Origin of the sequence: Tetragenococcus solitarius NBRC 100494, assembly GCF_001544195.1 — a bacterium.
Classification (GTDB): domain Bacteria; phylum Bacillota; class Bacilli; order Lactobacillales; family Enterococcaceae; genus Tetragenococcus; species Tetragenococcus solitarius.
The window spans coordinates 1-15391 of record NZ_BCPY01000020.1 but is presented as its reverse complement, the minus strand read 5'-3'; the positions used below and the strand labels follow the sequence as shown (position 1 = coordinate 15391).

At 36.4% G+C, this 15391-nt stretch carries 11 protein-coding genes and 1 other annotated feature; of the genes, 4 read left to right on the top strand and 7 right to left on the bottom strand.

Annotation, left to right across the window (positions count from 1 at the left end; all coding sequences use genetic code 11):
- A complete protein-coding gene (locus tag TS1_RS07065) occupies positions 1 to 693 on the bottom strand; it encodes an N-acetylmannosamine-6-phosphate 2-epimerase (RefSeq protein WP_068709237.1) in 693 nt (230 codons plus the stop codon).
- Between the two features lie 146 nt (positions 694 to 839).
- Here TS1_RS07065 and TS1_RS07060 point away from each other — a divergent pair, with 146 nt between their 5' ends.
- Positions 840 to 1658, top strand: a complete 819-nt coding sequence (locus TS1_RS07060) for a MurR/RpiR family transcriptional regulator (RefSeq protein WP_068709235.1) — start codon at positions 840 to 842, stop codon at positions 1656 to 1658.
- A 407-nt stretch (positions 1659 to 2065) separates the two neighbouring features.
- On the opposite strand, the gene TS1_RS07055 is transcribed toward TS1_RS07060, so the two are convergent.
- Together TS1_RS07055 and TS1_RS07050 are read right to left on the bottom strand one after the other, a co-directional pair.
- Entirely contained in the window at positions 2066 to 3637 is a 1572-nt protein-coding gene (locus TS1_RS07055) for an alpha-glucoside-specific PTS transporter subunit IIBC (RefSeq protein WP_068709233.1), read from the bottom strand.
- Between the two features lie 16 nt (positions 3638 to 3653).
- Positions 3654 to 4988, bottom strand: coding sequence for a family 4 glycosyl hydrolase (locus TS1_RS07050; protein WP_068709231.1), 1335 nt, complete (start codon positions 4986 to 4988; stop codon positions 3654 to 3656).
- Positions 4989 to 5131: 143 nt separating this feature from the next.
- Here TS1_RS07050 and TS1_RS07045 point away from each other — a divergent pair, with 143 nt between their 5' ends.
- Together TS1_RS07045 and TS1_RS07040 are read left to right on the top strand one after the other, a co-directional pair.
- Positions 5132 to 5890, top strand: coding sequence for a MurR/RpiR family transcriptional regulator (locus TS1_RS07045; RefSeq protein WP_068709229.1), 759 nt, complete (start codon positions 5132 to 5134; stop codon positions 5888 to 5890).
- A 56-nt stretch (positions 5891 to 5946) separates the two neighbouring features.
- Positions 5947 to 6933, top strand: a complete 987-nt coding sequence (locus TS1_RS07040) for an acyltransferase family protein (protein ID WP_068709227.1) — start codon at positions 5947 to 5949, stop codon at positions 6931 to 6933.
- Positions 6934 to 6971: 38 nt separating this feature from the next.
- Here the strand turns inward: TS1_RS07040 and pepT are convergent, their stop codons facing one another.
- The 4 genes from pepT to adhE all read right to left on the bottom strand — a co-directional run bounded on the left by pepT (position 6972) and on the right by adhE (position 14291).
- Positions 6972 to 8195, bottom strand: coding sequence for a peptidase T (gene pepT / locus TS1_RS07035; protein ID WP_068709225.1), 1224 nt, complete (start codon positions 8193 to 8195; stop codon positions 6972 to 6974).
- Positions 8196 to 8204: 9 nt separating this feature from the next.
- A complete protein-coding gene (locus TS1_RS07030) occupies positions 8205 to 9824 on the bottom strand; it encodes a peptide ABC transporter substrate-binding protein (protein WP_068709284.1) in 1620 nt (539 codons plus the stop codon).
- An 82-nt stretch (positions 9825 to 9906) separates the two neighbouring features.
- Positions 9907 to 10141: a binding site (T-box leader), on the bottom strand.
- A 381-nt stretch (positions 10142 to 10522) separates the two neighbouring features.
- A complete protein-coding gene (locus TS1_RS07020) occupies positions 10523 to 11506 on the bottom strand; it encodes a nuclease-related domain-containing protein (RefSeq protein ID WP_068709221.1) in 984 nt (327 codons plus the stop codon).
- A gap of 94 nt (positions 11507 to 11600) precedes the next feature.
- A complete protein-coding gene (gene adhE, locus TS1_RS07015; protein WP_068709219.1) occupies positions 11601 to 14291 on the bottom strand; it encodes a bifunctional acetaldehyde-CoA/alcohol dehydrogenase in 2691 nt (896 codons plus the stop codon).
- 294 nt (positions 14292 to 14585) lie between these two features.
- Here adhE and TS1_RS07010 point away from each other — a divergent pair, with 294 nt between their 5' ends.
- Positions 14586 to 15383 carry a hypothetical protein gene (locus TS1_RS07010; protein WP_068709216.1) on the top strand — a complete coding sequence of 266 codons (798 nt, stop codon included), beginning with the start codon at positions 14586 to 14588 and terminating at the stop codon, positions 15381 to 15383.
- The last annotated feature ends 8 nt before the right edge of the window (positions 15384 to 15391 follow it).

Here is a 15391-nt window from a genome sequence, read left to right as displayed (position 1 = left end):
TTAATCTCGTAATGCGGAAACAAATCGACTAGCAATTTCTTTAGGCCTTGTGATCGCACCACCGACAACGATCCCTACTACGCCCAATTTCTGAATTTCTTTTGCTTGCTGAGGTGTATGAATATTTCCCTCTGCAATTACAGGAAAACCTGCGGCAACCAAGTGCTTTATCAAGGGAATATCCGGCTTTTCAGATCCAGCGCTTTCTTTGGTATAACCACTTAAGGTCGTACCAACAAAATCCACTCCTGCTTTTATGGCATTTTCTCCTTCCTCAAAAGTCGAAATATCAGCCATCAACAACTGTGTTGGGTATTTATTTTTAATTTCGTGGACAAATTGCGTTACGGTTTTACCATCAAAACGTTCCCGTAATGTACAATCTAATGCAATAACTTCAACACCAGTGGCGACTAATTCATCCACTTCTTTCATAGTTGCAGTAATAAAGGGTTCTTGTGGTGGGTAGTCTTTTTTGATAATACCAATCACAGGTAAATCAACCATCGTTTTAATTTCTGTAATATCTCGAACGGAATTTGCACGAATAGCTACTGCCCCAGCTTGTTCTGCCGCTAAAGCAAAAAGTGGCATAATCCCACCCTTTTTCGTATACATTGGCTCACCCGGTAATGCTTGGCAAGAAACAATCAATCCGTCTTGAATTGTTGTAATAAACTCTTCTTTTTCCATTCTCCAATAAACCTCCATTTTTAAATTATGTTGGAAAATTTCTCCGTAAAAAGAATATAGCACACGCTTTCAAATAAGTAAATAAGTATTTTAACAAAAGTTTTTCTAAGGTATAATAAAATTACTTGCAGAAAGGATCTAAAAGTATGAACTTTATAAAGTTAATCCAAGAGCACTATCATTCATTAACTAAATCAGAAAAAAAAGTAGCTGACTATATATTAGTGACTAAAGATAAAACAAAATATAGTACTATCCAAGAAGTCAAAAAAGCAACTAATGTCGGTGATGCGACAATCATTCGTTTTTGCCAAAAGTTGGGGTTTTCTGGATTCGCTGATTTAAAAATCGAAATCGCTAAAGAGGATTTTACTAATACTTATGAAACGACAGAAAAAAAATATTATGATCAAGTACTTGATGGTTTATATGAAGCGTTGGAATCAACCCGCCAGTTATTAAATGAAAAAGAATTAATGAAAGCTGTCGACGCCATTACTAAAGCTCGCTATCTTTATATTTTTGGTGTTGGTTCAAGCGGTACATCAAGTATCAGCTTAGAAAAAATGTTCTTACGCGTTGGTGTCCATTGCCAAGCTGTTATTGATCCGCACTATCAAGCACAATCAGCTTCTTTGTTAGATAAACAAGATGCAGTAGTTGTTTTTTCATTAACAGGACGAACCAAAGATAGTTACAATGCAATGAATTTAGCATCCAAAAACGGTGCAACCACAATTGCTATTACAAACTACCTTTCTTCGCCACTCGCTCAACTGGGGGATATTGTATTACAAACTTCAGTGGAAGATTTTTTCGACGGGGGATCTTTAGCGGGAATCATTTCTCAGCTATATATTAGTGACCTATTGGTACGTGGTTATGAACGTAACAACCAAGTAGATACCTTACAATTGCGAGAAAAAGTACTACGGTCTATCATCGAGAAACGGTTCGATGAATAAAATTGTTAGCCACTAACAATAGACTAAATATTTGTTTGCTAATGATTTTTAATACTATTTATTGAATAAAATCAAATAAGTAACCCATAGCAAATCGCATACTATTCTATCCTAGTAAAATCGCTTTACATAAATAAAGGGTAAAATCAATCCGTCATATAAAATAGTATGATTAGCGGGAACATTATGAAAGTTCCCTCCAATCTGTAAATTATTGGAGGCACATCGTAGAAGTCCCCTCCAATCTGTAAATTATTGGGGGGCACATTGCTAAAGTTCCCTCCAATCCATAAATTATTGGGGGCACATTGCTAAAGTCCCCTCCAATCTACATATTATTGGAGGCACATTGCTAAAGTTCCCTCCAATAAAAAACTGTCCATCGCTAAACGATGAACAGTTTTTTACTATTTTTTATTTTCATCTATCAATTGATCAAAACTTTCTCTCACTTGAGGTACATTTAAACCAACAATAATTTGAAAATACTTTTTATTTCTCACAACACCATGTGCGCCCCAAGCTTTAAATGCATCGTCATTTTGTACTTTGTCTTCATCTTTCACAGATACGCGTAACCTTGTCGCACAGTTATTGACATTTTCTATATTTTCAGCACCACCGAATGCTTCCAAAAAGCCGTGTGCTTGATCATGATAAAGATCATCTTCATGTCCAGCTTCTTGTTTTTTCTCTTTGTAATCGGCTTTTGTAAACATCGCGACTTCTTCGTCTGCTCTTCCAGGAGTTTTAAAATCAAATTTCAAAATCAAAAAACGGAAAACAAGAAAATAGACTAAAATAAACGCCAATCCGACACCTACTTGAATGGCATAGGTTTGCCAGTGGTTCGCCCACATGGGAATCCAATTTTTAGTGATTATTTCAATCAGACCACCGCCCATATCACCGACAACGCCTAAAGCATAAGAAGTTGTTGCTAAAATAGCGGCTAAAACAGCATGGATAAAAAATAGAACAGGAGCGATAAATAGGAAAGTATAGTCAAATGGTTCTGTGATTCCCGCTAATACAGCAGTAATCACTCCAGGGACAATCAAAGCCAATACTTTTTTCTTATTTTCCTTTTTGGATGTTGCATAAAAAGCTAAGGCAATACCCGGAACGCCAAACAAATTGGATAAACCTTGCAAAGCAAATCCCCCTTCAGGAAAGAGTGATTTCAAACTTTGCGAAGACGAAGCAAATTCTTTTAAGTGTTCCATCCAATATAAGGTGGTGCCGCCTTCTACCACGGCAGGACCAAACTGAAAAGGTGCATAGATAAAATGATGGAGCCCCGTTGGTAATAGAGCCTTTTCCAAAAAGATATAAGTAAACACCCCAAAGTTACCTGAACGTACCATGAAATCTTGTAAAGATTGTACGCCTTGTTGAAAAATTGGCCAGATCCAGGAAAAAAGAAGCGCCATGATAAACATTGCAAAAAATCCAATCATTCCAATGAGCGCTGAACCTTGAAAAATCCCCAAGTATTCTGGCAGCTGAGTGTCAAAAAAGCGATTATGCAAATAGATGACAACCGCAGCAATAATAATCGAACCGACTACACCTGTATCTAATGTTTTTACGCCACCGATCATTTTTAGACCTTCGCCTACTTCTTGGTCAAAGTCAACTCCAAAAGTTGCACCAAAATTTTCCAGTATTTTTGACATAAACGTATTAAATGTCATGTAAAGAACAAATGACTCTAACGCTGCTCGTGCATTAGCTTTTTTGGCTAACCCTAGCGGCAGACCAATGGCAAACAAGATTTCCATATTATTGAAAACTGTCCAGCCGCCTTCTTCAATAATTTCCCATAATTTGTTCCACAGCGTCCCTTCTTGTGCGATATTCCCCACAATTGCTGGATCATTAACAACGGATGCAACCGCAATGACAATTCCAGAGAAAACAAAAAACAGAACTGGAGTAAACATTGCACCACCAAAACGTTGAATCTTTGCCATCATAGTGTTTTCCTCCTTATTAATTCAGCTCTGGCCAATACTTTCCATTTGCTTCAATAAAATCATCTAAAATTTGTTTTGCCGGATCAGCGGAATAAACGGTTTGATTTAAAGTAAATGCCTGTAAAGCCTTTTGATAGGAATGTTCAAAATAAGCATCCACCAATAATTTTTCGGCAGCATTTTGGGCTTCCATCAACCCTTTATGAAAATCATTAATTTCAAAACGTAAAGAAATAGGTTCGGCACCTGTACGCCCGACATATGCTGGCACTTCCACCATTGCATCGTCTCGTAAATTAGGAATCGCTCCTTTGTTTGGTACAATCAACATAAAGCGATCGTGGTTATCATTTAAAATAGAAGCAGCCATATCCATGATATATTGTCCGTGCTCGCCAAAGTTAAAATCTAAAATTTCTCCTTTTTCCTGTTCACGAACTTTGCGAGCCATTTCTTTTGTCCGTCTTTCACGACCATCCATCACTATATTTGCTCGAGTATAGCTAGGGTCTGTATGTTCAATTGTGCGATTCGGATATAAATAATACTCCAAATAATTATTAGGCAGATAGCCAGGAAAATTTTGTGTCATCACACGCAGCATATCCCATGCTTCCTGCCAAGTCGCGTCACCTGCATTAAAATCAGCCACATGCATTCCTTCTTGCGTTAATCGTTCGATAAGTTCTGGTAAAATATCACGATCCACAGATTTATCATAGATGGAACTATACCAACCAAAATGATTCAATCCATAATACATAGGAATCCAATTTTTACGATCATAACCATAATTGGTCGCAATCGTTTCCTCAATCGAAATCGTCATATCACAAGCGTTTAACATTTTGACATTCGGGAAAGCTCGTCTTACCGCTTCTGATACAAGAGTTTCAGGATTGGTATAATTTAACAGCCAAGCATCTGGCGCATATTGATTCACATAAGAAACAACTTCTAACAAACCTTTAATCGAACGCAACCCATAAGAAAAGCCACCTAAACCACATGTTTCTTGTCCTACAAGCCCGTATTTCATAGGAATTTTTTCATCCAGCTCACGCATTTTCATTCCACCAACACGTAGTTGTGAAAAAATAAAATCTGCTCCAGTAAAGGCTTCTTCGGGATCGGTTGACTGAAAAAGTTTTACTTCTTTTGCTAACTTTTCTTTTTTTAACATATAGTCAATAATCACAAACATATCGTCATTTCTTGCCTCATCAATATCGTACAAAGTCAATGAAGAAAATGGGAAGCGATCACGACTGGAAATCATTGCTTGTACAATCCCTGGAGTATAAGTGCTTCCTCCACCGGCTATAACTACATTTAAATTACTTTTTTTCATCACATATCCACCTTTCTTTTTTTTGCACCTACATAGTAAGATAAAAAAACATCCTTCCCAATCATTTTCAGTCATTTTAGTTATTATTTGCTTTTCTGGTTTTATTTTCGTAAAATGAAAGTGATTTCAGAAAGGATTGGACTATGCGATTAGAAGAACGAATTAACCAAGTACACAGCTTTTCTAATACAGAGTACGTATTGTTAGAATATATCATTTCTGCTAAAAGCAAAGTGGTGAATATGCAAGCAGCTGAGTTAGCTAGCCATACATATACTTCTCCTGCAAGTATTACACGTCTTTCAAAAAAGCTAGGGTTTAGCGGTTTCAATGAATTTAAATTCTTTTTAAAACAAGAAGTTAGCGAACTCAAAACCAATAAGAATAAAAGCTGGCATCTTTTACAAGCTGACATCGAAAAAACGATCAACTTAACTGAAGAGGCCAATCTATTACCCATTAGTCGATTAATCGCTGAAGCAAAAAATATTTTTATTTTTGGAACAGACTGGGGAGAGCGAAATACAGCTGAACTTTTTGTACGAAATTTTATCGCCGTTGGTGTCTATATGACGATTATTCCTTCAATTACTGAGCTACGTTGGGTTTCAGAAAAAGTTCAAAAAGATGATTTAATCATCATTATTTCTTATAGTGGCGAAGGTAAAGATGTGACAGAAATTTCACAACTTTTAAAATTAAAAAAGGTAAAAATGGTCGCTATTACTCCCTTATCGAAAAACCCTTTGTCTACCTTGTCTTCCAACAATTTATACTACCAAGCGACTCAACTTGAAGGAGTTTCCGACAATCCACATGCGGAATATAATTTATTTACCACTTTGCATATTGTATTAGATGCTTTATTTAGAAATTATTTTGATAATTTTTATCTACCCTAATAAAATTTACTAATCATTGTTTTTTGTTGAACTTTCCTACTTTTAGGAGGCTTTTAATGAAAAGAGATATAAGAATCGATGCATTACGAGCACTAGCGATTCTGCTAATTATGTTTGCCCACACTCACCCACCGCAATGGCTTTATGAGTTGCGAGATTTTGATGTTATCTTAATGACATTTATCCTGGGCGCTTCCTATCGATTAAGTACAGAACGCAAAAAGAAACCCAAATCCTACCTGACTTATCTAAAGGAACGATTCCTGCGTTTAATTGTTCCTGCATGGGTTTTTTTATCGTTCTTTTTTCTTATTTTATTTATCTACACTTTCATCACCGGACAAACATTTCCCTTTCATTTGAAAAAAATCCTTACTTCTTATTCTTTCATTTGGGGAATTGGTTATATTTGGATTATCAGAGTTTTTTTCATTATCGCTATTTTATCTCCGGTTCTTTATTGGTTAGCAAAAAAGACGAGTCGTTTCCTAATGCAAATAGGACTCATTGGTATTTTCTTACTACTACAGAAGGGACTAAACACAGCCATTGCTGGGCTATCCGGAACAAGCAGGTCTATTTTTGAACAATATGGGGCCATCTCCTTTGGGTATTTGCTAGCTGCACTCGTTGGCATGTGGGCGATAAGACAGAGAAAAAGGGAAAATTTACTTTTATTTACTTGTTTTTTAATATTATTTTTATTTACAGCAAATAATCAAAATTTACCTTCCATTGAGGCGAACAAGTATCCGCCTACGATTTATTTTTTAAGCTATGGATTAGCCGGTTCTCTAGCTCTATTTTTACTTGCCAGCAATCAGTCAATCAAACAGTTATTACAGAAAATACCTGGCATTCACTGGTTATCACAGCATTCTCTAGAACTATATTACTGGCATCTATTTCCCATTATGTACTTTAATCTTTTTGTCGCAAACGATCCTTGGCTTTTACGTCTTACAGTTGTATTTCCCCTTGCTATTATTTTGACCATTTTACAAACGAAGTTTGCTCCTCATCTTTTTCAAGCAAAGAAATAGCTCTTGGATAATCATTCACCCAAGAGCTATTTCACTATTCAATCATATTTCCCAGCTAGCTTAACCATCTCTATCAGTGTCTCTGTTGCCTTTTCCATCCCTTCCAGTGTAATAAATTCATATTGCCCATGAAAGTTCTCGCCAGCTGTAAAAATATTTGGTGTCGGCAAACCCTTTAAAGAAATTTTCGAGCCATCCGTCCCCCCGCGAAAAGGTTGAACGTTGGGCGTTATTCCCACTTTTCTCATCGCTTCTTTTGCTAATTCAATTGAGTGAGGATATTGGTCGATAATTTGACGCATATTATAATACTGATCCTCCATTTCATAAGTTAAACGCGGATGAGCAAAGCGAGCATTGATATCTTCAATAATTTTCACCATAGTTTGCTTGCGTGCCTTAAATTTCTCTTCATCGTGATCTCGAATAATATAATTCAAAGTCACATGGTCAATCGAACCGTTAAACTTATTTAGTAAATAAAAACCTTCATAACCGCGAGTTTTTTCAGGCACTTCGTCTTTTGGCAAAGAAGCATCAAGTTCTTCTCCTAGTTTAATTGCATTCACCATTTGTCCATAAGCTGTACCAGGGTGAACGCTGACTCCCTCGATCTCAATAGTAATAGTAGCAGCGTTAAATGTTTCATATTCAAAATTACCCAAACGCCCACTGTCAACTGTATAAGCATAACGAACTGGAAATTTTTCAATAGGGAAAAGATCAGCCCCTCGTCCGATTTCTTCATCAGGACCAAAAGCTACCCAAATATCACCATGCAGATGCTCCGGGTGTGTCCTAAAATAACGCAACATCGCTAAAATTTCAGCAATTCCCGCTTTATCATCAGCGCCTAATAGGGTTAAACCATTAGTTGTAATCAATGTTTGTCCGACATAATCCTTTAAATTCGGAAACTCCGCTACCTTTAATATAATATTTTCTTTTTCATGCAATACAACATCATTGCCATCATAATTTTTTAATACTTGCGGTTGAATATTTTCAGCATTAAAGTCTGCTGTATCTAAATGAGCAATAAAACCTAAAGCAATTTGCTCTGCATTTCCAGCTAATTTTCCTAATAAGTAGCCGTTGTTTTGGTCATAAGAAACTTTCTCTAACCCTAATTCATTCAATTCTTTTTCTAATATTTTTGCTAATTTAACTTGTCCTTTAGTGGTAGGAATCTGTTCTGAAGTAACATCTGAACGTGTGTTAACCCGTACAAAAGTTAAAAAGTCATCCAATAATTTACTCATATTTTTTAATTACTCCTCTACTGTTGCTTCTCGCAAATAGAAAAAATCACCATACGAATGATAAATAATTCCCTTGATATCAGGATTTACCAAATAATTAGCAGCACTTTGATAAATAGGCACTTGAGCTGCGTCTTTGGTCAAAAGAATATTTTCCGCTTCTTTGTAATCCTCAAACATTTTATTTTCATCATTCGCGTCTTCTGTCACGGCTTTTTCGGTCAATTCGCCGTATTCTTTATTTTCATACTCACCATAATTATAAGACGACCCTGGCCGGTATAAATTGAAATAAGAATTCATATCGCTGCTACCAGCAATCCAACCCGATAAAGACAATTCGTAGTCTTTATTTGTGCGCGACTCATTTACATTATTGGGCGGCTGCGGCGTCACATTGATGGATAACCCTTCTAGATTTTCTTCTAATTGACTTTGAATATACTCAGCTACTTTTTTACTATTGTCCAAATCACCTACTAATAAATCAAGTTCCACTGAATCCCCCAATTCTTCTTGTGCTTTCTCCCATTCTTTTTTGGCAGCACTAAGGTCATATTCATTATAGCTTCCACTATAATCACGGAAGTCTTCTTTAGTTTCACTATTTTTATATAAACCTGCTGGAATTAAACCGTTTAATGGTTTAGAACCATCATCCAATACACTTTTAACTAAATTTTCTTTATCAATAGCTAGCGCAAAGGCCTTACGTAAGTGAACATTAGCAAGTTCATCATTGGCTTTTTTATTAAAATCTAAAAATTGATTAGCCACTTCTTGTCGAGAAACAAGTGCATCATCATTTTTATATTGTTGAACAAACTGACCGCTAATGCTGGTAAGATCCAAATCACCAGACTCAAACAAATTAATCCCTGTTGTTTCCTCTTTTACAGTTGAACCATCCACTTCATCTAATTTTACAGCATCTCGATCATAATACTCTGGGTTAGGTTTTAATTCCCATGTATCTGAACTACGATCCCAATTTTCTAAAATAAACGGCCCAGAATAAATCATATCGTCACTCGATGCAGCGTAATTATCTTCTTTTTTGTTTACATATTTCTCATTTTGTGGTGCTAACCATGTGATCGAAACTACAGATAGAAATGAAGGTTGTGGATCGATCAGCTGAACTTCAAACGTTTGATCATCAACAGCTTCGATTCCCATCGTGTCTATATCTTTTTCACCGTTTCGAATATCCAAACTATTTTCTACATTGTCCAGCCAGTAAGCGTTCGGTCCCATCGTATCTGGGTTAACCAATCGTTTCCAAGAAAATTCGAAATCATCAGCTGTAATGGGTGTACCATCGCTCCACTTAATCCCATCACGTAAATGGAAAGTATAGGTTTTTCCATCATCGCTAATATCGACTGATTCTGCTAATCCAGGAACTTCTTTGCTGTTTTCATCTAATCTATACAGCCCTTCAAAGATATGTTGAGCGACAGTAAATGTCACCTTATCGGTCGTTTGAGTAGTATCTAAGGTGGATAGCTGCTCTGGCAAACTAACTGCAATTGTTTGCCTTTTGTTTGAAGCGTTATTATTTTCTGATCCATCTTGGCTTTTTCCTGTACTACATCCTCCCAAAATTAATACGACCACTCCTAGCATAAACGTTACTTTTCCCCACTTATTCACTCTACATTCCTCCTTTATTTTATAAAAAAACACCCTTCTACTAGTTCAATGCTAGCAAAAGGGCGAATAATACAAACGCGGTACCACCTTGTTTCAGAAATTTCTTTCTCTTATTCCGACGACTATTAAGTATCGGCGTTCTTTTTTAACGAATGAACTGAATACGAAATTGCTTACCTATCAACAATTTTTCTCAGAGACCATTTTTCAACTTTTCCAATAAACCTTTTTCACCCACCAAGGTCTCTCTCAATATTTTCCAAGCCTACTTTTCTCTTCACAGAATTTTTATATTTTTCTGAATAATACCAATAATTTATAAAAAAAGCAACCAGATATTAATGATTCTTTTTAATATCTTTTTTAACACTGTTATTCATAGCTTTTGGAGGCAACTTTCTATATGTGCCACCAATAATTTACAGATTGGAGGGACATCGCTTAACTTACCTCCAATAATTTATTAATTGGTGGCACATCGTCTGACTTTCCTCCAATACTTTGTATATTGGTGCCACATCGTCTGACTTTCCTCCAATCCTTTGTATATTGGTGGCACATCTTTTATCTTTCCTCCAATATTCTTCGGATTGAGGCCACATCGTCTATCTTTCCCCCAATATTTTTCGGATTGGAAGGACATGCTATCCCCCCTCTAATTGAGTGGTCATTTAAAACCGAGTTTGCCAATTTTTCCTTTTTACCAATTTATCCAAATTTATATCTTCATTTTCGAACCAATAGTCAAAGGGACGACCATAATTCTGATATCTTCCATCTTTTATTCCCATGTTTAAAGGAATGAAATAATTTATCAAAGTGTTTTTAATATAATCTGCGGAATACTTCTTCCCAAAAAATTGAATAATTTCGCTTCGTTTTAATGGTAGATGATGCATGATAAGACCATATTCGCAGATTGTCCGTAAGTATCCTATTTTTTTTACCTCAGTATGACCACATAGGCATTGAATCGTATATCGCTTAGTTTTCAATGAAAAACTACCACATTTTTCACAATGAATTCCTTTTTTTAACTGCTTAAATCTTTCTTTCGTACAAAATCTACTGTTTTTATAGAATTGAATTTGATATTTCTGTACTAATTTTTGCCAATCGTTGTTTTGCCCTTGTTCGTGGTCACGCATACTCATTAACCACATGGGTATTTCTTCATAATTTAAAACAATTTCAGGCAGTTCATCATTAATGGTAATTCTACCTTGACCGTTAATAAAAGCAATCACATTTTTGATCTCTAGTGGCAGGTGATAGTCAGCAAATAAGCGAGTAAAAATACGACGTGAACGTCTTGCTTGTTCGAAAATATCATTCGTAAAAATTCGTTTTTCACTTCTTAAAGCGTTATTTTCGTACACGTAATTCCCTTGATAATTTTTGATATCCACTAAGTAAATGATATTTTTATTTTTAATAATTTTATCCATTTGTGAAACATCGCCATAATAATCAAGGGTTACATCATCTAAATAGTCGGTTTCATTTTCTAAAAATTGATGACACAACTGATCAAATGTCAGCTCTCCTTCAAAACCTTTTCGTAATCGTTGATAACTCCTTTGTTCTTCATCACTTAAATGTCCCCGTTGCTTCATTGCTTCTAACCAATACAAATCAAGTGATTTCTTGCGCATCTTTCCTACCCCTTTCAAAAAAATAGTTTCATATTAAGATACGCAAAAAACCGCCAAAACTTTTTAATTTTGACGGTTTTTATTATTCTACTCTTTAAAATTGATCGATCAACAACTGGCGCAACTCTTCTAAATACGGTTGCCGTGGGTTAGCTGATGTACATTGGTCGTTATAAACCAAGTCAACCAGCTGGTCAAGCGATTGGCTAAAGTGTTGTTTTGTTACACCATTAGCCGAAAGGGTTGGTTCCACTTCGATAGACTTCATTAATTCATCAATTTTCGCACATAGCGATTCGACCAATTCTGCATCTGTTGAACCTTTTAATTCTAAATAACGGGCAATCTCAGCGTAATCTTTTTGGCCGCGATAAACTTCGTAACGCGGAAATGGGGTCCGCTTCACATTGCCAGTTGCTGCATTAAAACGGATGACATGATTCATCGCAATCGAGATAGCTAATCCGTGCGGTAGGCCGAATTCACCTCCGATTTTATGAGCAATCGAGTGATTAATCCCTAAAAAGGCGTTGGCAAATGACATTCCAGCAAGGGTTGCTGCATAATGCATATTTTCGCGAGCAGCTTCGCCTTCAGAAGTCGGATTTTTTGGATCATACTTATAGGACGTTTCTAAATTCTCAAAAATTAATTTAATCGCTTCTAAAGCCCAAGGACGCGTAAAGTTGGACGAAAGAACTGAAACATAGGACTCTAAAGCATGGGATAATGAATCAAGTCCTGATAGAGCGACTGTTCGTTTTGGCACTGTCATAACAAATGCAGGGTCAACAATCGCTACTTGTGGCGTTAATTCGTAGTCTGCTAATGGATATTTCACATGTGTATGATCATCGGTAATGACCGCAAATGGGGTCACCTCTGAACCTGTTCCTGAAGTTGTTGGTATAGCAAACAATTTTGTGTGTTCTGAATGATGGAATTTCACAATCCGTTTACGAATGTCTAAGAATTTTTGTTGTAGTTGAACAAAGACTTCGCTTACTTTTTCGTAACTATCCAAAAATCCAGGCGCTTGATCTAGCGAATACTCATAAATATAACGCGCAATTTTTGCTGCATCTAAAGCAGAACCACCACCCACGGCTAAGATAGCATCGGGCTTGAAAGCTTGCATTTGTTGGGCAATTTCAATGGTTTGACCTAGGGTGGGATCGGGTTGTACAGATCCATAGATTGATGTTTTGACTGGATCATCGCGAACTTCTAGTTGTTCATATACCTTATCGACAAAACCAAATTGCACCATTCCTGGGTCCGCTACGATAAATGCGCGCTCAATCTTTTCATACTCATCTTGTAAATATGAGAGCGAATTTTCTTCATAATACACTTTTTCTGGTAAACGAATCCATTGTGGACGATTCCGGCGTTTAGCCACTGTTTTGATATTCAATAGGTCTTCTGTTGATAAGTTATGCGACAATGAATTTTTCCCCCATGATCCTGTTCCTAAGGTGAGACTTGATTTTAAAGCGTCGGTATATACATCCCCAATGGCTCCAATGGAATCTGGCTGATTAATAATCACTCGCGAAGCCTTGGTTTTTTCTCCATATTCTTCAACGAATGGATCGGTTTGAGAGCCGATTTGAATGCCCGCATTGTGACCTGCACCTTGATAGTTCAATAAATCATCTACAATTTTAATCCCGTCTTGACGGTCTTTGGCTTTGTAAACAGAAAGTAATGGCGATAATTTTTCGGATGATAATTTTTCACCAATATTTTTAGCATCTAATTCAAACAATAGGACATCTTTACCCGCTGGTAATTTAATCCCAGCTTGTTCAGCAATCCAAGAAGCTGGCATTCCTGCCACTGCACCATTGACGCCATGGTTATCGTTAAAAACGAAGTCGGCAATTTTTTTATAATCTTTTTTTGGTACTACGTAAGCGCCTTTTTCTTGCATTTTTTCTAACCATTCTTTATAAACCGGTGCTTCTACGACAGCTGAGTTTTCTGTAGCACAAATCATTCCATTATCAAAACGCTTGGATAATAATAAGTCTTCGACTGCACGGTCAATATCTGCGGTATGGTCGACAAAAACGGCGCCATTCCCAGGACCCACGCCCATGGATGGATTCCCTGATTTTAAAGCAGCATTGACCATTCCTGGTCCGCCTGTGGCTAAAATTGAAGCAATTTTAGGATTTTGAATTAATGATGAAGTCGCTTCAAGCGATGGATTTTCTATCCATTGAATAATATTTTTAGGCGCTCCTGCTTTTACTGCTGCATCATAAATAATTTTTGCTGCATGTACTGAACAATTTTGCGCTTGCGGGTGAAAAGCAAAGACGATTGCATTCCTTGTTTTCAAGGATATCAGCGATTTAAACATCGCAGTTGAGGTCGGATTTGTGGTCGGTACAATACCGGCTAAAACTCCCAGAGGCGAAGCAATTTTTACGCTGCCTAAGACCTTATCTTCTCCGATTACGCCCACTGTTTTATCATCTTTAATTGAGTGATAAACATTTTCAGTTGCAAAACGATTTTTGGTATCTTTATCTTCAACAACACCGCGACCCGTTTCATCGACGGCCTCATGGGCTAATGCTAAAGCTGCTTCAGACCCAGCAAGGGCTGCAGCATTCACAATTTTATCGACTTGTTCTTGGGTAAATGTAGCAAATTCTTGTTCTGCTTGTAACGCTTTTTCCACCAATGTATCGGTATACTTACGCGCGGCTTCTTCTTTCGTTTCTTTATCTACAGTCACTTGTTCTTTCTTAAGCTGTGCTGTTTTTTCCATTAACGGTTCCCTCCAATTATTTCCTTTTTGTTCTGTACTTTTGGACTACCTAACTATGTGAATTAATTCACTTATTATAATACACACATTTTACCTTAAATTCAATAGTTTTTTCTTATTTTTTTTAATTTATTTTCATATATTCTTTTCATTTGTGTTTTTGTGAACAAATAGAAATAACAGAACCCAGACGAGCCAAACCTTTTTCAACTTTTATTGAACTTTTTTCACTAACCCTTTTATTTTCTCGATTTTATTATATAATGGATGTAATTTAAGAAAAGGAGAAAGAGAATGAAGAATTGTTTACTTCCCCAAAATGATCAAACACAATGTAACAGGACTTTCGCACCAAAGTTAGATGAACTTTTAGCCTTCCGTATTAACCAACCTTATTTTCCCGTTGATTTAGACCAACTATACAAAGAAATTATTATTAGCACACAAGCAAGTTTTAAAGAAGAGATCTATGCTATTATTCCTTATGGAAGGCAATATACGCAATCATTTGTACTTTATAAAGATAGCATACGATTAGTTGATGCATCGGTAAATTTATTAGCTGAAAAATGCTTATATCAGCATCTACATATGGAAATTGAAAGCTATAAAAGAACATTAAAAGTCTTTTTAGGTAAGACGATTAATACTCTGCCGATTGCTAGTAATGATTTTAGCTTAATTCCTTTTAGCTTAACTTTTCGCCCAAGAGTCTATAGCTGGATTAATCCTGGAAGAATTGAAAATTTATTTTCTAAATCAAACGCAGCACCTACGATTGTTCAACTCACAAATGGATTCAATATTGAAATCGATCGCCAGCAGCGCCCTATTTTTACTCGGATGGAACGAGCTTTTTTAACTCAAGGCATTATCAAACGTGACACTGAAACTCAACCAGTGAATGTCACAATGAGTTTACTAGAATATTTGGGTATTAGTTCAACTAAAGTAACCAGAAAAGTGACAAAAAATGTCCAATACCAACACATCCCCGGCTTTGCTAACGATTTCCACAGAAAATACCAAGAAATCCACGATGCCATTGTCATCGAAAAATGGCTTAATACAAAAAGTTTACCTAAAAAATGAAAGCGATT